Origin of the sequence: Tenacibaculum soleae, assembly GCF_030549005.1 — a bacterium.
GTDB classification, from domain to species: Bacteria; Bacteroidota; Bacteroidia; order Flavobacteriales; family Flavobacteriaceae; genus Polaribacter; species Polaribacter soleae.
In genome coordinates this window covers 194,317-216,403 of the sequence record NZ_JAUOSW010000004.1, presented here as the reverse complement: position 1 = coordinate 216,403, position 22,087 = coordinate 194,317, and the positions used below count along the sequence as shown (strand labels likewise).

Genomic DNA, 22,087 nt, shown 5'->3' with positions numbered 1-22,087 from the left:
TTGCTTTTATTATACGATGTGTTTTATACATTTTAGCAGTTAACTATTTTGATTTTTCGATAATCAATTTTTTGAAAATTTTTTTAGTTGGTTTATTTTTTGACCTCAATACTTTATTATATCTATTAAGCATTTATGCCATTTATTTATTAATAATCCCTGCAAGATTTCACGGAAGTATTATTGATAAAATTGTTACCAAATTTTCTTACGGACTCTTTTTATTCGTTTTTATTTTTTCATTTTTAGCCGAAATTCCTTTTTGGCAAGAATACCAAAGACGTTATAATTTTATTGCGGTTGATTATCTTTTATATACCTATGAAGTTGTTGAAAACATTCATCAATCTTTCCCATTACCTTTATTAATTGGTATTATTGTTTTTATACTTATTCTTAGTATTCGATACGCATCAAAAAAGAACGCATACAAAGATACTTTTAACAATTCTGACTCTTTTAATGCTAAATTAACACCTTGTTTACTTATTATAAGTAGTTTTTTATTATGCCACAACTACAACACTAATAACAAAGCTGAAATTTTTTCAAATATTAATGAAAATGAGTTAGCCAAATCAGGTCTGTATTCATTTTTTGCAGCTTATAAAAGTAATGAATTAAACTATAACGATTTTTATGCTACACTTCCTAAAGAAAAAACATACAAACTACTGGCTAAAAACATAAAAGCAATTAACGATAGTTTGTTATCAAAAAATAATATTTATCGACATACAAAAAATGATAGCACCGAATTAAAACCTAATGTAATTTTTATAGGTTTAGAAAGCGTTAATGCACGTTTTATGAAAAGCTTTACAAGTAAAAAAAACTGGACTCCAACATTAGATTCGCTTGCTAAAGCATCTATTTTTTTCACAAACTTATATGCAACTGGAACCAGAACTATTCGTGGAATTGAAGCCATCAGTTTAGCCATTCCACCAACACCAGGAAGAAGTATCGTAAAAAGAGAAAACAACGATAACCTAGCTACTATTGGCGAAATTTTTAAACAAAAAGGATATAGTAGAACTTTTTTTTATGGAGGTGACGGTCATTTTGACAATATGACAAACTACTTTAGTTACAACGGATTTGATATTGTTGATAGAAGAAAAAAACATCGATTACAAGAAGATTTACCTACAAAAAGAACACGTATTGAAGATGATGAAATGACTTTTGAAAATGCTTGGGCAGTTTGTGATCAAGATTTATTTAACAAAGTATTAAAGGTTACTGATGAAAAAGCAGAAAAAAAACAACCTTTTTTTAGTTTTGTTATGACAAGTTCTAACCACAAACCTTACACCTACCCAGACAATGTTGTTGACACCCCTTCAGGCACAAGTGTAGTAGGATCTATCAAATACCTAGACAAAAGCTTACGTGAATTTTTAGAAAAAGCAAAAACAAAATCATGGTATAAGAACACCGTATTTGTAATCATGTCTGACCATTGTGGCTTTAGTGCTGGTAGAACCGAAATAAATGTAGAAAACCACCATATACCTGCTTTCATTTTAAATTTGCAAAATCAAGAACCTAAAAAAGTAACCAAATTAAGTTCGCAAATAGACATTTTTCCAACACTTTTTGGATACTTAAATTGGTCATACAAAACAGCACTTTATGGTAAAGACATCAACAAAATGCAAATAAATGATGAACGTGCTTTTATAGGAAATCATAGAAAAGTAGGCTTATTAAAAAAAGGAAAACTACTCTTATTAGAAACCAACAAACAACATAAATCTTACCATTGGGATAAAGAGGAAAACGAAATAACAATAACCGAAACAGATTCGCTATTTTTAAACGAAACAATATCTTACTATCAATCTGCCTTTGACCTCTTTAAAAACGGAAAATTAAAAGCTACAAATTAAACTTATTAGCTATTTGTATACCAAATAATTAGTTGTACATTTGCAGACCTTTTTTAAGGATAAAATTTTTTATTAATAAACAAAAACTAATCGTGTAATTATGAACACATTAAGTTACAAAACGGTATCAGCAAACAAAAACACTGTTAACAAAGAGTGGGTTTTAGTTGATGCGGACGGGCAAACGTTGGGTCGTCTAGCTTCTAAAATAGCAATGCTAATTAGAGGTAAATACAAACCAAATTACACTCCTCACGTAGATTGTGGAGATAACGTGGTTGTGATCAACGCAGACAAAATTAACTTAACTGGTAAAAAGTGGACTGACAAGTCTTACATCCGTCACACAGGATATCCAGGAGGTCAAAGATCATTAACTGCTACAGAAATGTTCGAAAAAGATCCTACAAGATTAATCGAAAAAGCAGTAAAAGGAATGTTACCTAAAAATAAATTAGGTAGTGTATTATACAAAAACTTGTATGCATACGCAGGTACTGAGCACCAACAAACTGCTCAAAACCCTAAACTTATTAACCTTAACGATCTTAAATAATGGAAACTGTACACAAAATAGGTAGAAGAAAAACAGCTGTTGCACGTGTTTACGTTTCTCAAGGAAGTGGAAATATCACTGTTAACAAAAAAGATTTAAACAACTATTTAACAACACCTACTTTACAATATAAAGTAAAGCAACCTTTAATGTTAACTGAGAACTTAGAGTCTTATGACATTAAAGTAAATGTTTTTGGTGGTGGTGTTACTGGTCAAGCAGAAGCTATTCGTTTAGCAATTACTAGAGCATTAGTAGCTATTAACGAAGAGTACAAAGCAGTATTAAAACCAGAAGGTTTATTAACTCGTGATCCTAGAATGGTTGAACGTAAGAAATTCGGTCAGAAGAAAGCACGTAAGAAATTTCAGTTCTCTAAGCGTTAATATTTATCACTGCTTTACAAAAAGCTTTGGTTGTGTATTTTCAAAAAGAGACTGTTACAAATTAATTTTTAACAGTTTAGTATCTAAATATTTCAGACTTAATATAACTACTGAAATATTGTGAAAACAGAACGTAAACACATTTTATTAAAATGGCAAACATTCAAGAATTATTAGAAAGTGGAGTGCACTTCGGTCACTTAACTAGAAAATGGAACCCTAACATGGCTCCATACATTTATACTGAGCGTAATGGTGTTCACATCATCGATTTGTATAAAACATCAGCTAAAATTGATGAAGCAGCTTTAGCTTTACAAAAAATAGCAAACTCTGGACGTAAAATCTTATTCGTTGCAACTAAAAAGCAAGCTAAAGATATCGTTGCTGAAAGAGCTGAAAATGTAAACATGCCATACATTACTGAGCGTTGGCCAGGAGGTATGTTAACAAATTTCGTTACTATTCGTAAGGCTGTTAAAAAAATGGCTCACATTGATAGAATGAAGCAAGATGGTTCTTTTGATGCATTATCAAAAAGAGAAAAATTACAAATTAACCGTCAGAGAGCAAAATTAGAAAAGAATTTAGGTTCTATTTCTGATATGACTCGTTTACCTGCCGCTTTATTTGTAATTGATGTAAAAAAAGAGCATATTGCTATTGCAGAAGCTCAAAAATTAAACATTCCAATTTTTGCAATGGTTGATACGAACTCTGATCCTAGACCAGTAGATTACGTAATCCCTGCAAATGATGATGCTTCAAAATCTATCGATAAAGTATTATCATACATCACAGATGCAATCAATGAAGGCTTAACTGAAAGAAAAGCTGACAAAGAAAAAGCAAAAGTTGAAAAAGCTCCTGCTAAATCAGAAGCAGCTACTACTGAAGCACCAGCTAAAGAAGAAGCAAAATAATTTACCTTTAAAGGCTTCAATATAACTTGAAGCCTTTAAATTTTATTAAAAAAAATATTTACAACTTAAAATAACGATAGAAATGTCAGTAAAAATTAGCGCTGCAGACGTAAAAAAATTAAGAGAAAGTACCGGAGCTGGTATGATGGATTGTAAAAATGCATTAGTAGAAGCAGAAGGAAATTTTGATAAAGCTGTTGAAGTTTTACGTAAAAAAGGACAGAAAATCGCTGCTAAAAGAGCAGATAGAGAATCTACTGAAGGTGTAGCTATTACTAAAATTAGTGATGACAACACTTACGGTGTTGCTATTGTATTAGCATGTGAAACAGATTTCGTATCTAAAAACGATTCTTTTAAAGAATTAGCTGCTCAATTTGTTGCTATTGCTTTTAATACTAAAACTAAAGAAGAATTTTTAGCTGCCGATTTTGGTGGTGTTACTGTTGCTGAAAAACTAATCGAACAAACAGGAGTTATCGGTGAAAAAATCGATATTACTTCTTTCGAAAGACTTGAAGCTCCTTACGTAGGTTCTTATACACACGTTGGTAAAATTGCTGCTATGGTTGGTTTATCTGCTTCAATAGATAAAGCTGCTGAATTAACAAAAGATTTAGCTATGCAAGCTGCCTCTATGGGTGCAACTTCTTTATCTTACAAAGGTTTTGATCCTGCTTATGTAGCATCTGAAACTGAAGCAAGAATTGCTGCAATCGTAAAAGATAATGAAGAATTAGTTCGTTTAGGTAAAACGTTAAAAAACGTTCCTCAATACGTATCTAGATTACAATTAACTGACGATGCTTTAGCTAAAGCTGAAGAAGCTGCTAAAGAGCAATTAAAAGCAGAAGGAAAACCAGAGCAAATTTGGGATAAAATCTTACCAGGAAAAATGGAAAGATTTATTTCTGATAACACAACTTTAGATCAAGAACAATGTTTATTAGATCAAAAGTTTATTAAAGACGAAAAGAAAACTGTTGAAGAATATGTTTCTTCATTTGGTGATGTAGAAGTTAAAAACTTCGTAAGAGTTACTTTAGGATAATTCAAAACAGTCTTATATATTTAAAACCATCCATATTTTGGATGGTTTTTTATTTTATCAAAATTCAAACTCAAAAAAAATACGTAGTTTTGCATAACTTTCAAAAAAATTATGCAATACAAGAGAATCCTTTTAAAATTAAGTGGAGAAGCGTTAATGGGAAATCGCCAATATGGTATCGATCCTAAAAGACTTAAAGAATACGCACAAGAAATTAAACAAGTAATTGACAAAGGTATTCAAGTTGCCATTGTTATTGGTGGTGGTAATATTTTTAGAGGTGTTGCTGGTGCTAGTAATGGTATGGATCGTGTACAGGGAGACCATATGGGAATGTTAGCAACCTGTATCAATGGTTTAGCTTTACAAAGCGCTTTGGAAGATGAAGGAATTCATACTCGCTTACAAACTGCTATCGAAATTAAAGAAATTGCAGAACCATATATTAAACGTCGTGCAAATCGTCATTTAGAAAAAGGACGTGTTGTTATTTTTGGTGGAGGAACAGGAAACCCTTATTTTACAACAGATACTGCTGCTGTACTAAGAGCCATTGAAGTAAATGCAGATGCAATCTTAAAAGGAACTAGAGTCGATGGTATTTACAATGTAGATCCTGAAAAAGATGAAAACGCTATAAAATACGAAACAATTACTTTTAAAGATGTTATTGATAAAGGTTTAAAAGTAATGGACATGACTGCTTTTACTTTAAGTGAAGAAAACAAACTTCCTATTATCGTTTTTGACATGAACAAAGGAGGTAACCTACTAAAGTTGGTTTCTGGAGAACAAATAGGTACCATAGTTGATAAATAACAAAAAATAACTTCTACCATTATTAGAAGTAATAAATACGAACAAAATGAACGAAGAAATTGATTTTATTTTAGATTCGGCCAAAGAGGCAATGAATAACGCAATAGAGCATTTAATAAAAGAATTACGTGCAATTAGAGCTGGTAAGGCATCACCAGCAATGTTAGCGAATGTACAAGTAGATTATTATGGAGCTGCAACTCCATTAGGTCAGGTTGCTAACGTAAGTACTGCTGATGCTCGAACAATAACAGTTCAGCCATGGGAAAAAAACATGTTGCAAGAAATTGAAAAAGCTATTATGCTTGCTAATTTAGGATTTAACCCAATGAATAATGGTGATAATATTATTATTAATGTACCTGCTTTAACTGAAGAGCGTCGTAAAGAATTAGCAAAACAAGCAAAAGGTGAAGCTGAACATGCTAAAGTAGGTATTCGTAACGCTCGTAAAGATGCTAATAACGAAATAAAAAAAACAGATCTTTCTGATGATTTGAAAAAAAATGCTGAAGCTGATGTTCAAAAATTAACTGATACATTTATTAAAAACATTGACGAAAAACTTTCTGTAAAAGAAAAAGAAATAATGACTGTTTAAGTATATTTCAAAAACATAAAAAAGAGTGTTTTACGACACTCTTTTTTTTCGTTTAATTGTTTCATTTACCATAACTTTACAAAAAATATTTGAATGACTTTTTGGACTAAAATCGCAGGATTTATATTAAGAAATAGATATTTAGTTTTAATAGCTATAGCTGTTATTACAGGACTTTTAGTTACTCAAATGAAGTATATGCGTTTTTCATATACTGAAGCCAATTTACTGCCCAAAGACCATGAAGCTAACATACAATATGATAAGTTTTTAGAAATTTTTGGAGAAGAAGGCAATCTAGTAATTCTAGGAGTTAAAGACTCAACAATTTTCACTCCATCAAAATTTAATGCTTGGAACAAACTTGTAAAAAAAATTGATAGTGTAAAACAAGTAGATTTCACCTTATCAATTGCAGATGTTAAACAATTAAAAGCTGATAGAAAGGAACGTAAATTTGTGCTTGAACCTTTATTTAATAAAGCACCTGTTACAAATGAAGAAGTAACAAAAATCAAAAAACAATTATTTGAAAAATTACCTTTTTACGACAATTTGCTTTATAATGGAGAAGGAACCATACAAACAGCAATATATATAGATAAAGATATTGTAAACACCCCTGAACGAAGAGATTTTGTTGCAGATGTGCTACTTCCTAATGTAGAAGAGTTTGAAAAAGAATATCAAATTGATGTTCGCATTTCTGGAATGCCTTATATACGAACTATAAATTCTCAAAACATTATTGATGAAATGAGTCTTTTCGTATTTGGTGCCTTAGGAATTACTGCCATTATCTTCTTTTTCTTTTTCCGTTCATTCCGAGCAACCTTTATTACATTATTAGTTGTTGGTATTGGAGTTATTTGGGCTTTTGGTTTTATTGGGCTATTTAGATATGAAATTACAGTTTTATCCGCCTTAATTCCGCCTTTAATTATTGTTATTGGAGTACCTAATGCTGTGTTTTTAATTAATAAATATCAACAGGAAATAAAAAAACATGGTAATCAAGCAAAATCTTTACAACGTGTAATTTCAAAAATTGGTAACGCCACTTTGATGACAAATATTACCACTGCATCTGGTTTTGCAACCTTTGTTTTTGTTAAAAGTCAATTACTTAGAGAGTTTGGTGTTTTAGCATCTGTAAACATTGTAAGCATATTTATTTTAGCCTTATTAATAATTCCGATTATTTATAGTTTCATGCCATTACCTGAAAAAAAGCATCTAAATCACTTAGAAAAAAAGTGGATGGGAAATGTAGTTTCATGGATGGAACGTATGGTAAAAAACCAACGAATTTCAGTTTATATTACTACCGTAGTTGTAATTATATTAAGTATGATTGGCCTTTTTCAAATTCGAGTATCTGGTAGCTTGATAGAAGATATGCCTAAGGGAATGCAGTTTTATAAAGATATTAAGTTTTTTGAAACTGAATTTGGTGGAATAATGCCTCTAGAAATATTGATTGACACCAAAAAAGAGAAAGGTGTTATGAAACTTTCTACTTTAAAAAAGATGGAAAAACTTAATGAAACAATTGAAACTTTTCCTGAATTATCAAAGCCTATTTCTATTACAAACTTAGTTAAATACTCTAAACAGGCTTATTACAAAGGTAATCCTAAGTATTACCAATTACCTACAAGTCAAGAAAAAGCACACATTTTTGCATACACTAAAAACTCGGACAGCAACTCTGGTATGTTAAAAAACTTTGTTGACAGCACGGGCCGTTATGCACGTATTACCACTTTTATGAAAGATGTGGGTACAGATAAAATGGATATTATTCAGGAGCGGTTAAATGCAGTTATTAAAAAACAATTTCCTGAAGAAAAATTTAAGGTTTCCATGACAGGTAAAGCTTTAGTGTTTTTAAAAGGAACCAATTATCTTATTAAAAATTTAGTTATTTCATTATCACTTGCTATTTTATTAATTTCAATTTTTATGGCATGGATGTTCCGTTCCTACAAAATGATTTTTATATCATTAATACCTAACATGCTACCTTTACTAATTACTGCAGGATTAATGGGCTTTTTTAGTATTCCTATAAAACCATCTACAATTTTAGTGTTTAGTATTGCTTTTGGTATTTCTGTTGATGATACAATTCATTTTTTAGCAAAATACAGACAAGAATTACTTGCCAATAATTGGAAAGTTAAACCCGCTGTTTATTCAGCTCTTCAAGAAACTGGTGTAAGCATGTTTTATACTTCAATTGTATTATTTTTTGGCTTTTTAGTATTTACACTTTCTAGCTTTGGGGGTACAATTGCTTTAGGAGGCTTAGTATCTGTAACCTTGTTATTAGCAATGGTATCTAATCTATTATTATTACCATCGCTTTTACTATCTTTTGAAAAGAAAATAGCAAATAAAAAAGTATTAAAAGAAACAAATTTTAAAATACTACCCCCAAAAGAAGAAGAATATTAAAGCTTATAAAAATATTCTTTAATTGATAAAATACAAAAAAGGGTTAGCAGTTGCTAACCCTTTTTACATTCTTTTTCATATACTTTAATATAGTTTTTCATAACTAATTTTTTATTTTCTAAAAATATACCTACTATTGTTGCATATTTTTACTTTTTAATCCCTTAAAGTACACTACAAATGTACATTCAATTTAATATTTAGACAACTGTGTTTTTACGCAGTTTATGTAATTTTATGAGTACAACACAAAATAATATTGGAAAATACACCAAGGAAAGAGTTTCTGATATTCCATTAGATATAACCACTGAAACTTATAATTTTTATAAAGCAACTATTCCTAAATTTGTTGGTGAAGCATTATATATTTATTCTTTTAAAGAAAACAAAATGTTATATGCGCATGGATGGGAGGAACTGTTAGGGTATAAAGATGAAGAAATAACTATGCTTAAAATAGTAAGTTGTACTTCACCAAGACACTTTCAATTTTCTAATGAACTTAACGACAAGGCACTTCAATTTTTGAAAACAAAAAACGAAGAATTAGAAAAATATAGCTTTACACTTGAACTTGAAAAAATAAATCAGAATGGAGAAATTATTCCTTTATTTTCAAGAGTTGGTGTTTTTAAATCGGCAAATGGTAACGTTGAAGAAATTATCGGAGTTTCTCAAGTTATAAAATCGCTCAAACATAGTAATGTTATGCAATATGCCGCTTATGGCCCCGACACTTCTGATTTTGAAGAAACATTAAATAAAGAATTATTTAATCATTTTGCTATTTCAAGAAAAGAAAAAGAGGCTCTTAGTTTAGCTGCTGAAGGATTGGCTTTTAAGGAAATTGCTTATAAATTAAACGTAAGTCAATCTGCAATTGAAAAACGAATTATTCCTTTATACAAACGATTTAAAGTAAAAAGTTTACCCCATTTAATAAGTTTTGCATACACAAATCATATTTTATAATAATTTAATGAACTAAATTTATTTTTTTAATCTTAAGAGCATCAACCCCTATTTTAACTAACATTTGTGTCCATTCATCGTCTTGATTCAAGTTATAGTCATTACCTAAAATCCAAATAACATTTTTATTTGCTATTATTTTACAGTACTCCTCATTCATTTTACCAGATGCTGTAGGATCTAAAAACTGCAATATTTTTTTAGGATTTACCAACTCTTCATCAATAGGTTTACCTGGGTTTACATCATCTATGACAAGATAATTACTTTCTTTCCACGACCATATTCTATGGATATCTAATTTTGTGTTTTCTTCAATAAAAAAAAGGCTAAATAATTTCATTGCACTGGTATACAAACATATTTTATGTTTAATCGATAATTCATTTAAAACACCAACCCCTAAACTTGTTTTTCCACAAAACTGTGAACCAAAAATTAACAAATGATTTCCTGAATCATTAGCTTCTATAAAATTAAAAACCTCTTTTTTTCCTTCATCATTTATAGTAAAATTCCATTGACTCAATCGAAATTGAAATGGATAATTTGCATAATGTTGATACATTTTAGTTAAATACCAATAACTAGAAGCTCTTAACAAGTATAAAAAAAGCAAAATTATTGCAACTATTGTAATTTTATCTTGTAATCCATTTATGTAAAAACTGTACAAAAAGGCTCCAAAACTAAAAAAAGCAACATCGGTAATTGTATCATAAGCTATATTTAACCATTTCGGATTAAAAACATACCTCTTGTTATTTGGAATAAAAAAATGATTATTTAATGATTTTTTTTTAGTTAATAATGGCCCTAAAAAATTATACAACTCAAATAAAAACCAAAAAAAAGTTACTATTGCACTAGCAACAACAGGATTTTGATAAGTTTTTATATGATTAATATTATCATGTAAAATAAAAGAAGGAACAAAACCCAGTGCAATATGCCCAAATTGATTTGCTAACCACGAATAAGTTAAGGTAACTCCTCTATGAGAATCTTTCCCTATTAAATCTTTTTTAAACTGATTAAAAATAGTTTTCTTATTAATTTTACGCATCATTATAAAGTATAACTGTAAAAATACATCACTTTTAAAAAAAACTTATTAAAAATCAATTATAATCTACATTGATTGTTTTAGTTCAAAAAAGTATCTTTGCTTCTCAATTTTTAAAAGATGAAAAGAAGTAGCGTTAAAGAATTATTACATTCTAATAAATTTTTACAAGAAGTACATGTTAAAGGATGGGTTAGAACTTTTAGAAGCAATCGTTTTATTGCCTTAAATGACGGTTCAACCATTAATAATATTCAATGTGTTGTAGATTTTGAAAACACCAATGAAGAACTTTTAAAAAGAATAACTACAAGTGCTGCTGTAAGCATTACCGGTACTTTAATTGAAAGTGAAGGTAAAGGACAAACTGTAGAGATTAAAGTTACAAAATTAGAAATATTAGGAGATTCTAATCCAGATGAATACCCTATTCAGCCTAAAAAACACAGTTTAGAATTTTTAAGAGAAAATGCACATTTACGTATTAGAACCAATACTTTTAGTGCGGTAATGAGAGTACGTTCTGCTTTATCTTTTGCAGTACATAAATACTTTCAAGAAAACGGATTTAACTACGTTAACACACCTATCATTACAGGTTCTGATGCTGAAGGAGCTGGAGAAATGTTTCATGTAACTAATTTTGATGCAAACAAAGCACCAGTAAACGAAGAAGGTAATATAGATTATACCCAAGATTTTTTTGGTAAAGAGACTAACTTAACTGTTTCTGGTCAATTAGAAGCCGAAACTTATGCAATGGCACTTGGTAAAGTATATACTTTTGGCCCTACTTTTAGAGCCGAAAACTCAAACACAACACGTCATTTAGCTGAATTTTGGATGATTGAACCTGAGGTTGCATTTAATGATTTAGATGCAAATATGGATTTATCCGAAGATTTTATCAAGTCTGTTTTAGGTTATGTTTTAGAAAACTGTAAAGACGATTTAGCATTTTTAGACAATCGTTTAACACAAGAAGAAAAATCAAAACCACAAGCGCAGCGTAGTGACATGAGTTTACTAGAAAAATTAAACTTTGTAGTAAACAATAATTTTAAACGTGTTTCATATACCGAGGCCATTGATATTTTACGTAATTCAAAACCTAACAAAAAGAAAAAATTCCAATTTCCAGTAAACGAATGGGGAGTAGATTTACAATCTGAACATGAACGTTATTTAGTAGAAAAGCACTTTAAATGTCCTGTTATTTTATTCGATTACCCAGCAACTATCAAGGCATTTTACATGCGTTTAAACGACGATGGTAAAACAGTACGCGCAATGGATGTTTTATTTCCAGGAATCGGTGAAATGGTTGGAGGAAGCCAAAGAGAAGAACGTTTAGATGTTTTAAAAACTAAAATGGCCGAACTTAATATTGAAGAAGAAGAATTATGGTGGTATTTAGATACCCGTAAATTTGGTACAGCAGTGCATTCTGGTTTCGGTTTAGGTTTTGAACGTTTGGTTTTATTTACGACAGGAATGGGAAATATACGTGATGTAATTCCGTTTCCAAGAACACCTCAAAACGCAGAGTTTTAAAAAAATCATAAAATTATATACTACAATCGTCATTCCTCACAGAATGGCGATTTCTTTTTAACCTATTTCATATATTTGTAAGTATGCTAAAACAAGGTTTACATTATAAATTACTTCAAAAATTATCTCCACAGCAAATTCAGCTGATGAAGTTAATTCAACTACCAACACAAGCTTTTGAAGAACGCTTAAAACAAGAAATTGAAGAAAATCCTGCGCTAGACACAGGCAAAGAAGAACCTGAAAACTTTGAAGATACCTTAACCAATGCTGACGATTATGATGAAGGAAATGAGAAAATAGACACTGAGGATATTAATATTGATGAGTATTTAAGTGACGACGAATATCCTAGTTATAAAACACAAGCAAATAATTACTCAGCTGATGATGAAGAAAAACAAGTTCCGTATGCAGCGGGTACTACTTTTCATCAATCCTTAAAAAATCAATTAAATACCTTTCGTATTGATGAAGAAGAGCGAGCAATTGCTGAGTTTTTAGTTGGTAGTATTGATGATAGCGGGTATATTCGTAGAGAAGTTATTGATCTTGTAGATGATTTAGCATTTACTCAAAACGTATTTACAACCGAAGAAAAGGTAGAAAATGTTTTGCTTAATGTTGTTCAAAAACTAGACCCTATAGGAGTTGGCGCTCGTAATTTAAAGGAATGCCTAATTATTCAGTTAAAATCCAAACCTGAAAAAGAAACAAGAGTTTTAGCTATAGATATTTTAGAAAATGCTTTTGATCATTTCGTAAAAAAACACTACAAAAAACTTCTTGAAAAGTTTAATATTAATGAAGAACTTTTAAAAGAAACTATTACAGAAATCGGTAGGTTAAACCCCAAACCAGGAAGCTCTTATGCAGGTAATAATAAAATAGCTGAGCAAATTGTTCCTGATTTTTCAATTCAAATTATTGATGGTGTTTTAGAACTTACCTTAAACTCTAGAAATGCTCCTGAATTACATGTATCAAGAGAATATAACAACATGTTAAAAGGATATAGTGACGCTAAAAATAAGAGTAAGAGTCAAAAAGACGCAGTAATGTTCATCAAACAAAAATTAGATGCAGCAAAATGGTTTATAGATGCTATAAAACAGCGTCAACAAACATTATTGGTTACGATGAACGCAATTATGCATCGTCAAGAAGCTTATTTTTTAACTGGTGATGAACGTAAGTTAAAACCAATGATTTTAAAAGATATTGCTGACGAAATTCAGATGGATGTTTCTACGGTATCTAGGGTTGCCAACAGTAAATATGTAGCTACGCCTTACGGAACAAAATTAATAAAAGTCTTTTTCTCTGAATCAATGAAAAATGATCAAGGAGAAGATGTTTCTACTCGTGAAATTAAAAAAATTCTTGAAACCGTAATTCAAGAAGAAGATAAAAGGAAGCCTTTGACTGATGAAAAATTATCTAAAATACTAAAAGAAAAAGGCTATCCTATTGCCAGAAGAACCGTTGCAAAATATCGTGAACAGTTAGATATTTCAGTGGCACGTTTACGAAAAGAAATATAATGCGCTGGCATAAATTCATATCAACCGCTTTACACCCAATTGTAATACCAACAATTGGTATATTACTATACTTTATTTTAACGCCAGTTAATTTAAGTCGACACCAACAATATACAATTTTGAGCGTTGTATTTATTAGCACTTATATTATCCCGTTACTTTTATTAATTTTATTAAAATCTATTGGTTACATAAGCTCATATCAAGTAAAGAGAATTAGCGAACGTAAGATTCCTATATTTTTTATGATGGCGCTATTTTTTATGCTCGGAAAGTTTTTTTACGAAACTACGATTATTAAAGATCTTAGCTATCTCTTTTTTGGAGTTGTATTAGGTCTTGGTTTAATTTATATATTATTTGTATTTAAAATTAAAACAAGCTTACATTTACTATCTATTGGGGCTGCTCTAGGTTATTTTTTATTGTTTCAACAACTACACAGCTTAGCTATTACTCCAATAACAATAATTTTCTTATTATTATCTGGTCTACTAGCAAGCTCAAGATTACATTTAAAAGCTCATACTAGCACGGAAGTATATCTTGGTTTTTTTATTGGCCTAGTCGCTCCTTTTTTTACTTTTTACATCTTATAATAAATAAAAACTCAGACCAAATCGAATAATATTAGTATCAACTGTATTATCATTAAGTGTTGCTCTCTTAAAAATAGGGTTCAAGCCATAATATATATGAAAATTAAAGGTTCCATAACCAGCTGAAACAATAAATCCTGTTTGAAACTTACGATACTCATCTAAATTAGAAATACTAATACTTGTACCTGAATCACTATATGTAAAGTGATTACTTATATTATAACTTAACTTAACACCAGTATAAAATCGCCAAAAAGAATAAGTATTTGCTGTTGATGATCTCCAACGAAATTGAATAGGCATTTCAATATTATGTACTTTAAATTTATTTTGAGTGATATTATTGTCTATCTGAAAACTATTCGGGCTTCCTTTAACAATCTTTAAATTATGATTAAAAGAATCAAAGCCATAACCTAAACCAATACCTAGTCCTAATTTACCACTTTTAACAAAAGGAATATCTTTTATATACCCACCAGAGATACCAAAAGAAAAACCACTTTTACTTACCCTTACAGGCTGGTTATTTAAAGTATTATACGATATATTTATATATAATTGATCATCCCAATAACGATCACCTATTTGTAAAGAATCTTTTTGTCCATAAACTATAGCTGAGATGAAAAATAAAATTATCGTTTTTTTCATAATTAAAATAATATATAAATCTAACTAATTTTAGATATAAAAAAAGAGCAATCGTGTGATTGCTCTTTTATGTGAATATAGTAAGTAATTATTTTGTAATATCACTTGCTTTATGAGTAGATAAGCTCAATTTAAGAGCATTAACATCTCTTAATTTCTCACGAATATCAGCTAATGTACCAACACTTGACTCTTTATCTGCTTTTATAGAAGTTGTCATAAATGGAACTTCAGCTTCAGATACATTCCCTCTTTCTAAAAAAATGAAAGAAGGTACGTCATCAGGCGTTGCAATCTTATCATTTAATTGAATTCTATTATAGCCTGTACCATATTTAGCGTCTTTGGCTTTTCCTACATAAATAGTACTAACTAAACTTTTACGTTCAAGTTTCTTAACTTCACTTGCACTTGGCAGACGAGGAGCTTCGATAGACAAATCGTTTTCTCTCATTACCGTAGTTACCATGAAAAAGAATAATAACATAAAAACAATATCAGGAAGTGAAGAAGTATTCACTGCAGGCATCTCTTTTTTCTTCTTTTTAAATTTAGACATACTTAAATTGTTTTAATACTATTGAACATTAGTTTGCTCGCTGTCTGATATAATTTGAGGATAACTCGATTTAATATCTTCAACTTTTCTTCTAAGTGCATCATCTTTTCTTGCACTTGCCTTAAAAGCTTTGTCTAATTCAGTAAAACTCATACCATATTTCTCTTGGCAAAGGTTATTACGTAATTCGGCATAAGCTTTTAATAACTCATTTTGAACAGAAACATAGGTTCCAAATTCAGTACCTCTATCACTTTCAACAGATATAATAGCTTTGTTTGGGTGGTCTGATGATTCTGGATCTTTTGCTCCTTTACAATAATTACAAGACGCTCCTGCATCTTTTCCTGGCATTGGGTTACCAACACCACCACCGTTATCTATAAATTTTATAGCAGCATCTTTTAAGTCTTTTAACTCCATAATTTCATCCTCTACGAATAATTCATTATTACGGTTAATACTAACTTGAAAAATATTTTTCTCTTTTACTATTGGTGGTTCAACATCTGTTTTTTCAGCTAACTTTTTAGGAATACCTGAATCAACATCCATTGTTGTTGTTACAAGGAAAAAGATAAGTAGCAAGAATGCAATATCTGCCATCGAACCTGCATTAATTTCTGGGTTTTCTCTTCTTGCCATAATAACTTACGATTTAACTATTCCTTTTAATAAATCTACTACAAAAAACACGCTTGCAACAGCACCTAAAGTCATGCTAAAGCTAATCCCTGTTCCTACCCATTTAGAAATACTTCCTTCTCCTACTAATTCTGCACCGTCTGCTCCAATTACATTTCCGTTAGAAGACAACATATAGCATACAGCAAAGATAACACCTAAAGCAGCAACACCTAATACTGTCTTTTTTAAGGCAGCTGGGTTTTTAAACATACTTAGTAATGAAATTACCACTGCAACAATTACTATTCCTATTAATAAATAATATGAATAAGTAACTAATGGAGAAACAGCATCAGAAACCGCCTCTACGTTTTCCTTATCTATTCTTACAACGTTTACAAACAATGCTGCACCAATAAGTGATATTGCAGCTGTAAGTAATGTTAATATTTTATTATTCATATGATTTATTATTTTTTATACTTAGCTAATAAGTCGATTAAAGAGATTGAAGCATCTTCCATATTATTTACAATACTATCGATTTTAGAAACGATGTAATTATAAAAAATTTGTAAAATAATTGCTACAACAAGACCAAATACAGTTGTTAAAAGTGCTATTTTAATACCTCCTGCTACTACTGCTGGTGAAATATCATTTGCTACTGCAATTTTATCAAAAGCTTCAATCATACCAATTACGGTTCCCATGAACCCTAACATTGGTGCTAAAGCAATAAATAAAGACAACCAAGAAACATTTTTCTCTAATAATCCCATTTGTACACCACCATAACCTACTACGGCTTTTTCAGCAGCTTCTAAACCTTCATCTGCTCTTTCTAAACCTTGGTAAAAGATAGAAGCAACAGGCCCTTTTGTATTTCTACAAACTTCTTTAGCAGCCTCAACACCACCTGAACTTAAAGCATCATCAACACTTGCTACTAATTTTTTAGTATTTGTTGTTGCCATGTTTAAATAAATGATTCTTTCAATTGCAATTGCTAAACCTAAAATTAAAGCTACCAATACAATCCCCATAAATTTAGGATCTCCTTCAATAAAACGTTGTTTTAACTCTTGGTGAAAAGTTTTTTCAGCTTCTTGAGCATAAGTTGACTGAATAGCCCCTAAAAACATAAATCCTGCAACAGTTAGGAAATTTACTACTTTCTTCATTTTGTTATAATTAATTTTAAATAGTTAACGGGTTAAAAATACAAATTTTGTTAAGAAAAACTGTTTTTTTTATTAAAAAGTAATTCTTTGCTTGTACTTATTACACTTTTAATTTTGAAAGTGGCAAGTAACAAAAAAATCTTGGTACATTAAAAAAAACTATGTTATTTGTTCTTTTTTTCTTCTTTCTCTTACTAATTCAAGCAGTTACAGTGATAAAAATAAATAGAAAAAACACGTTCTAACTGATTTCTCCCCTTAATGAAGTTTCAAAACAGTACTTAAATTGTTCTTTTGACAACTTTTCTCCTAACAAATACATCATTTTTGCAATGGCGCTTTCGGTTGTAATATCTTTTCCGTCTACAATTCCTATCCGTTTTAAATCTGAACTTGTTTCATAATGACCTAAAATAACACTCCCACCTTTACATTGCGTTACATTAACTATATAAATCCCTTTAGCTACCGCCTTTTCTAACAAATCTAAAAACCATTTTTCAGTTGGGGCATTTCCAGAGCCATACGTCTCTAAAACTACTCCTTTTAGGTTTGGTATGTTCATAAAACTTTTTACAACAGATGCTGTTATTCCTGGAAACAACTTTAAAATTGCAACATTATTGTCCAGTTTTTTCCTAAAAACAAGTTTTTCTTCCTGTTTGTCTGATTTTAATAACATTGACAGATTAAAATTTAAATGTACACCGCTTTCTGCTAAAGCAGGGTAATTCATCGAAGCAAAAGCTTCAAACTGCTCTGCATTTATTTTTGTTGTTCTATTAGCTCTGTATAATTTGTACTCAAAATACAACCCAACTTCTTGTATTACAGGTTTTCCGTTTTCATATGTTGATGCAACTTCTATTGATGTTATTAAATTTTCTTTGGCATCAGTACGTAAATCACCTATTGGCAATTGAGATCCTGTAAAAATCACAGGTTTTTGTAAGTTTTCAAACATAAAACTTATTGCTGATGATGTGTACGACATCGTATCAGACCCTGTCAAAACAACAAAACCATCATAATTATTGTAATTATCAGAAATAATTTGAGCTATTTCAATATAATAATCCACATTCATATTTGAAGAATCTATCAGATTACTAAATGAAATGGTTGTGATTTCACAATTTAAATGTTGTAATTCAGGAATTTTACTTGATATCTGACTAAAATCAAAAGCTTTTAAAGCTCCTGTATTATAATCTTTCACCATACCAATGGTTCCTCCTGTATAAACTATTAAAATTTTAGGTTTATTTGACATTATGACACTTTTGTTATAAGTAATTTAATTATGGAATAATTTATGTTGTAAATTTATCCAACAAAAATGACACAAATTTTTAAAACGAAATAAATTATGATAGGATTTTATATTTTAATTGGTATTATCTCTTTATTTAGCTGGTTAGTAAGTAACACACTAAAAAGAAAATTTGATAAATATTCAAAAGTTCATTTAAGAAACGGCATGAGTGGTGCTGAGATTGCTCAAAAAATGCTAAGCGACCACGGTATTAATGACGTACAAGTTATTTCGACCCCTGGTAGATTGACAGATCATTATAACCCACAAAATAAAACGGTAAATTTGAGTGAAGCTGTTTACAATCAGCGAAATGCTGCCTCTGCTGCTGTTGCTGCCCATGAAGTTGGACATGCTGTACAACATGCAAGAGCATATCAATATTTACAAATGCGATCTAAGTTAGTGCCTATGGTAAATATTTCTTCACGTTTTTCGCAATGGATGGTAATTGGAGGTATTGCTTTTGGTGCTGCTTCTGGAAATACAGGAATTGGTTTTTATATTGCCATTGCAGGATTAGCTTTTATGGCTATAGGTACCTTATTTAGCTTTATTACTTTACCTGTTGAGTATGATGCAAGTAATAGAGCTTTAGCTTGGTTAGAAAACAAACAGATTGTTACCCGTGAAGAATTAGCAGGATCTAAAGATGCTTTAAAATGGGCTGCTAGAACTTATTTAGTTGCTGCTTTAGGTTCTTTAGCAATGCTTTTATATTGGGGATTACAAATTTTAGGAAATAGAGATTAATCACTTTTCTCATTATATAACACCTACAAAAACTCTTAATAAAATTTAAGAGTTTTTTTTATTCTAATAACTACATTTTTTTGACAGCTAAGCAATAGCTGTTCATCGGAAAATTAGCCCAATTCATCAGATTTTAATTTCAAAAATTAGATTAACAACGCACTTTTGAGGTATTAAACTAAAAAAACATGAAATTTACAATCACTACTTTACTACTATTTTTTACAGTTACCTCTGTATTTTCTCAATACAATATTTCAGGAAAAATTACTGATTCTAACAAAAAAGCTTTGCCCTATACAAATATCATACTTTATAAAACTGGAGACGAAGCAAATCCTAAAGGAACAATTTCTAACGACGACGGAAGTTATTCGTTAAAAAATATCGCTCATGGTAACTATAAAATCACTGTATCTACATTAGGCTTCAAAACAACAAAAAGTAAAGAATTTAAATTATCAACAAATAAAACTTTAAACTTTACTTTAAATGAAGATAATTTAACCCTAAATGAGGTTGTTATAAACTCTAAAAGACCTGTTATTAAACAAACTGCCGAAAAGTTGGTTGTTGATTTAGAAAAATCTGAAATGTTAAATTCTAACTTACAAGACGTAATGCGAAAAGTTCCTGGTGTATTAGTTACAAATAACGGAATTTCAATTGCCGGAAAAAGAGGTGTCAGGATTCTAATTAATGGCAAAACTACTGAATATATGGATGTAGAAACACTTTTAAGAGATTTCCCTGCAGATAATATTGCTAAAATTGAAGTTATAGAACAACCCGGTGCTGAATATGACGCTACTGGATCTGGAGCAATTATTAATATTATTTTGAAGAAAAATGTACGTTTAGGTACTCACGGAAGCGTTACTGGTTGGATTGGTGAAGATGAAGGCTTTGAATACGGAACCAAAGTTGCCATAGCTAGCTACAAGAACAAACTAAATTGGCAAACTAGTTTAGGACACTCCAAACCAACCTGGAGAGATGACTTATTTTTAGTTAGAACCGTTGATAATCAAACTTATGATCAAACCACAAAATCACCATACAATCCAAATCGTTTTAACATAAACGGAAACGTAGATTATTATATTAATGATTATAACTCTATAGGTATTGGAGCACGTTTGAATACCAAAAAATCAGATAGAATTACAAGTAGTAAAACCATAATTTATGACACAAATTTAACAAATACTTTGTTTTCTGAAAACAGCTATGATAAGCATCGTGTTGACTTTAACATAAACCCTTATTACGAGTACAAATCTGATACCGATAAACTGATCTTTGATTTTAATTATATAAATTATAAAAATGACAACATTAATACTTTATATGATGTTGCAGGGAGCACACTTCCTTTTACAGATAGAAGATATAAGCAAGATGGAAAATATACTATAAAAACATCTAAAATAGACTATACTAAAACTTTTTCAGATAATTTAAAAGTAAGTATCGGTGGTAAATATGCAATTGTAAATACTAATAATGATTTGCAATCATTTCTTGAAAACAACTCAAACGAATTCGAATTAGACCAAGAGAGTAGTAGTCAATTTTTAGTTGACGAAACTATTTTTGCAATATATTCTAAAATCAATGCAACCTCTGGTAAATGGTCTTTTTCTGGTGGGTTACGTTATGAAGATAGTAAAACCAATGGAACCTCAAAATTTATAAAAAACGGAATCCCATCAACTGAAATTAAAAAAAGACCTATTCAAAAACTATTTCCAAGTGCATCTATTGGAAAAAAAATAACAGAAAAATTAGGCACAAGTTTATCTTATAGTTATAGAATAAGAAGACCTTCTTATGGTAGTTTAAATTCATTTGAAGAATATTTAGATCCGTTTTCTGCCGAACAAGGAAATCCTAATTTAAAACCAGCTTTCACTAACAATTATCAATTTAATTTAACATACGACGGACAACCTTTTTTTACGGTAGGCTATAGCGAAACGGATAATGTAATTTTTGATTTAATAAAACAAAATAACATCACAAAACAAATAAGACAACAAGCTGTTAATGTAAAAAATTACACTAACTGGAATTTTAGATTATTCGCTCCATTAAGTTTTATAAAAGGAGTTGAAGGTTACACTGGTTTTATCGTAAACAACAACAGTTACAACTCAGCAACTTATAATGTAGCTTTATCTAAATGGAATTTATTCTGGTTTATGCAAGCAAGCTATAAATTACCTTGGGATGTTAATTTTGAGATGAGTGGAAATTACGGAACAGGTGCATTAGAAGACCAAATACAAGTAAATTGGTTGGCTGGTTTAGATTTTTCTTTTGGAAAAAAATTTATGAACGATAAACTAAAAGTAAACCTTGGTTTTAATAAAATGTTAAACAGAGGATTTAACGGTAAAATTGATTATGGAAATGGATCTGCTAAAGTAGAAAGCAATGGTTCGCGTCAAAACATCCAACTACGCTTAGTGTATAGTTTTGGATCAAAATTTGGAAAGAAAAAATCAAAACGCAATGCTTCTTATGAGGAAGAAAATAGAATTCAAGATAATAATTAACT

General features: G+C 30.1%; 21 protein-coding genes. 14 read left to right on the top strand and 7 right to left on the bottom strand.

Annotated elements, in window-relative coordinates; genetic code table 11:
- The first annotated feature begins 71 nt into the window (after positions 1–71).
- The 9 genes from Q4586_RS07470 (at position 72) to Q4586_RS07430 (ending at position 9,666) form a co-directional block, all read left to right on the top strand.
- Complete coding sequence (locus tag Q4586_RS07470) at positions 72–1,895, top strand: LTA synthase family protein (RefSeq protein ID WP_303527934.1); 1,824 nt, start codon at positions 72–74, stop codon at positions 1,893–1,895.
- A 100-nt stretch (positions 1,896–1,995) separates the two neighbouring features.
- On the top strand, positions 1,996–2,451 hold the full coding sequence (gene rplM / locus Q4586_RS07465) for a 50S ribosomal protein L13 (RefSeq protein ID WP_068702780.1): 456 nt from the start codon (positions 1,996–1,998) through the stop codon (positions 2,449–2,451).
- Positions 2,451–2,837 (top strand): 30S ribosomal protein S9, encoded by a 387-nt coding sequence (rpsI, locus tag Q4586_RS07460; RefSeq protein ID WP_068702778.1) that lies wholly within the window; start codon positions 2,451–2,453, stop codon positions 2,835–2,837. Before rplM ends, rpsI begins: the two co-directional genes overlap by 1 nt.
- Before the next feature lie 152 nt (positions 2,838–2,989).
- Positions 2,990–3,760, top strand: a complete 771-nt coding sequence (gene rpsB / locus Q4586_RS07455; protein ID WP_068702777.1) for a 30S ribosomal protein S2 — start codon at positions 2,990–2,992, stop codon at positions 3,758–3,760.
- A gap of 82 nt (positions 3,761–3,842) precedes the next feature.
- Entirely contained in the window at positions 3,843–4,811 is a 969-nt protein-coding gene (tsf, locus tag Q4586_RS07450) for a translation elongation factor Ts (protein ID WP_068702776.1), read from the top strand.
- A gap of 111 nt (positions 4,812–4,922) precedes the next feature.
- Complete coding sequence (pyrH, locus tag Q4586_RS07445; RefSeq protein ID WP_068702775.1) at positions 4,923–5,630, top strand: UMP kinase; 708 nt, start codon at positions 4,923–4,925, stop codon at positions 5,628–5,630.
- A gap of 46 nt (positions 5,631–5,676) precedes the next feature.
- The gene (frr, locus tag Q4586_RS07440) at positions 5,677–6,231 is read left to right on the top strand and encodes a ribosome recycling factor (protein WP_068702774.1); all 555 of its coding nucleotides are present in this window, start codon (positions 5,677–5,679) and stop codon (positions 6,229–6,231) included.
- A gap of 93 nt (positions 6,232–6,324) precedes the next feature.
- Positions 6,325–8,691, top strand: a complete 2,367-nt coding sequence (locus Q4586_RS07435; RefSeq protein WP_303527925.1) for an efflux RND transporter permease subunit — start codon at positions 6,325–6,327, stop codon at positions 8,689–8,691.
- Between the two features lie 237 nt (positions 8,692–8,928).
- Positions 8,929–9,666, top strand: coding sequence for a LuxR C-terminal-related transcriptional regulator (locus Q4586_RS07430; protein ID WP_068702771.1), 738 nt, complete (start codon positions 8,929–8,931; stop codon positions 9,664–9,666).
- Between the two features lie 4 nt (positions 9,667–9,670).
- On the opposite strand, the gene Q4586_RS07425 is transcribed toward Q4586_RS07430, so the two are convergent.
- Positions 9,671–10,735, bottom strand: a complete 1,065-nt coding sequence (locus Q4586_RS07425; RefSeq protein ID WP_068702770.1) for a hypothetical protein — start codon at positions 10,733–10,735, stop codon at positions 9,671–9,673.
- A gap of 117 nt (positions 10,736–10,852) precedes the next feature.
- On the opposite strand from Q4586_RS07425, the gene asnS reads away from it, so the two are divergent.
- The 3 genes from asnS (at position 10,853) to Q4586_RS07410 (ending at position 14,429) form a co-directional block, all read left to right on the top strand.
- Positions 10,853–12,286 (top strand): asparagine--tRNA ligase, encoded by a 1,434-nt coding sequence (gene asnS / locus Q4586_RS07420; RefSeq protein ID WP_068702769.1) that lies wholly within the window; start codon positions 10,853–10,855, stop codon positions 12,284–12,286.
- A gap of 83 nt (positions 12,287–12,369) precedes the next feature.
- Positions 12,370–13,830, top strand: coding sequence for an RNA polymerase factor sigma-54 (gene rpoN, locus Q4586_RS07415; protein ID WP_068702766.1), 1,461 nt, complete (start codon positions 12,370–12,372; stop codon positions 13,828–13,830).
- Positions 13,830–14,429, top strand: a complete 600-nt coding sequence (locus Q4586_RS07410; RefSeq protein WP_068702764.1) for a hypothetical protein — start codon at positions 13,830–13,832, stop codon at positions 14,427–14,429. Before rpoN ends, Q4586_RS07410 begins: the two co-directional genes overlap by 1 nt.
- Here Q4586_RS07410 and Q4586_RS07405 read toward each other — a convergent pair.
- From Q4586_RS07405 to Q4586_RS07380, 6 genes are all read right to left on the bottom strand, one after another.
- A complete protein-coding gene (locus Q4586_RS07405; RefSeq protein ID WP_068702762.1) occupies positions 14,424–15,086 on the bottom strand; it encodes a porin family protein in 663 nt (220 codons plus the stop codon). The genes Q4586_RS07410 and Q4586_RS07405 overlap by 6 nt on opposite strands.
- A gap of 88 nt (positions 15,087–15,174) precedes the next feature.
- Positions 15,175–15,645, bottom strand: coding sequence for an ExbD/TolR family protein (locus Q4586_RS07400; protein ID WP_068702761.1), 471 nt, complete (start codon positions 15,643–15,645; stop codon positions 15,175–15,177).
- Between the two features lie 18 nt (positions 15,646–15,663).
- On the bottom strand, positions 15,664–16,290 hold the full coding sequence (locus Q4586_RS07395; protein WP_068702760.1) for an ExbD/TolR family protein: 627 nt from the start codon (positions 16,288–16,290) through the stop codon (positions 15,664–15,666).
- A 6-nt stretch (positions 16,291–16,296) separates the two neighbouring features.
- Positions 16,297–16,734 (bottom strand): hypothetical protein, encoded by a 438-nt coding sequence (locus tag Q4586_RS07390; RefSeq protein ID WP_068702759.1) that lies wholly within the window; start codon positions 16,732–16,734, stop codon positions 16,297–16,299.
- A gap of 8 nt (positions 16,735–16,742) precedes the next feature.
- Positions 16,743–17,456 (bottom strand): MotA/TolQ/ExbB proton channel family protein, encoded by a 714-nt coding sequence (locus Q4586_RS07385; RefSeq protein WP_068702757.1) that lies wholly within the window; start codon positions 17,454–17,456, stop codon positions 16,743–16,745.
- 241 nt (positions 17,457–17,697) lie between these two features.
- On the bottom strand, positions 17,698–18,729 hold the full coding sequence (locus Q4586_RS07380; protein ID WP_303527915.1) for an asparaginase: 1,032 nt from the start codon (positions 18,727–18,729) through the stop codon (positions 17,698–17,700).
- A gap of 96 nt (positions 18,730–18,825) precedes the next feature.
- Here Q4586_RS07380 and Q4586_RS07375 point away from each other — a divergent pair, with 96 nt between their 5' ends.
- Positions 18,826–19,524, top strand: coding sequence for a zinc metallopeptidase (locus tag Q4586_RS07375; RefSeq protein WP_068702754.1), 699 nt, complete (start codon positions 18,826–18,828; stop codon positions 19,522–19,524).
- A gap of 188 nt (positions 19,525–19,712) precedes the next feature.
- Positions 19,713–22,085, top strand: a complete 2,373-nt coding sequence (locus Q4586_RS07370; RefSeq protein ID WP_303527913.1) for a TonB-dependent receptor — start codon at positions 19,713–19,715, stop codon at positions 22,083–22,085.
- The last annotated feature ends 2 nt before the right edge of the window (positions 22,086–22,087 follow it).

Coding starts and splice junctions, on each gene's coding strand:
- rplM (WP_068702780.1), top strand. CDS start 1,996: ATGAACACATTAAGTTACAAAACGGTATCAGCAAACAAAAACACTGTT.
- rpsI (WP_068702778.1), top strand. CDS start 2,451: ATGGAAACTGTACACAAAATAGGTAGAAGAAAAACAGCTGTTGCACGT.
- rpsB (WP_068702777.1), top strand. CDS start 2,990: ATGGCAAACATTCAAGAATTATTAGAAAGTGGAGTGCACTTCGGTCAC.
- tsf (WP_068702776.1), top strand. CDS start 3,843: ATGTCAGTAAAAATTAGCGCTGCAGACGTAAAAAAATTAAGAGAAAGT.
- pyrH (WP_068702775.1), top strand. CDS start 4,923: ATGCAATACAAGAGAATCCTTTTAAAATTAAGTGGAGAAGCGTTAATG.
- frr (WP_068702774.1), top strand. CDS start 5,677: ATGAACGAAGAAATTGATTTTATTTTAGATTCGGCCAAAGAGGCAATG.
- Q4586_RS07435 (WP_303527925.1), top strand. CDS start 6,325: ATGACTTTTTGGACTAAAATCGCAGGATTTATATTAAGAAATAGATAT.
- Q4586_RS07430 (WP_068702771.1), top strand. CDS start 8,929: ATGAGTACAACACAAAATAATATTGGAAAATACACCAAGGAAAGAGTT.
- Q4586_RS07425 (WP_068702770.1), bottom strand. CDS start 10,735: ATGATGCGTAAAATTAATAAGAAAACTATTTTTAATCAGTTTAAAAAA.
- asnS (WP_068702769.1), top strand. CDS start 10,853: ATGAAAAGAAGTAGCGTTAAAGAATTATTACATTCTAATAAATTTTTA.
- rpoN (WP_068702766.1), top strand. CDS start 12,370: ATGCTAAAACAAGGTTTACATTATAAATTACTTCAAAAATTATCTCCA.
- Q4586_RS07410 (WP_068702764.1), top strand. CDS start 13,830: ATGCGCTGGCATAAATTCATATCAACCGCTTTACACCCAATTGTAATA.
- Q4586_RS07405 (WP_068702762.1), bottom strand. CDS start 15,086: ATGAAAAAAACGATAATTTTATTTTTCATCTCAGCTATAGTTTATGGA.
- Q4586_RS07400 (WP_068702761.1), bottom strand. CDS start 15,645: ATGTCTAAATTTAAAAAGAAGAAAAAAGAGATGCCTGCAGTGAATACT.
- Q4586_RS07395 (WP_068702760.1), bottom strand. CDS start 16,290: ATGGCAAGAAGAGAAAACCCAGAAATTAATGCAGGTTCGATGGCAGAT.
- Q4586_RS07390 (WP_068702759.1), bottom strand. CDS start 16,734: ATGAATAATAAAATATTAACATTACTTACAGCTGCAATATCACTTATT.
- Q4586_RS07385 (WP_068702757.1), bottom strand. CDS start 17,456: ATGAAGAAAGTAGTAAATTTCCTAACTGTTGCAGGATTTATGTTTTTA.
- Q4586_RS07380 (WP_303527915.1), bottom strand. CDS start 18,729: ATGTCAAATAAACCTAAAATTTTAATAGTTTATACAGGAGGAACCATT.
- Q4586_RS07375 (WP_068702754.1), top strand. CDS start 18,826: ATGATAGGATTTTATATTTTAATTGGTATTATCTCTTTATTTAGCTGG.
- Q4586_RS07370 (WP_303527913.1), top strand. CDS start 19,713: ATGAAATTTACAATCACTACTTTACTACTATTTTTTACAGTTACCTCT.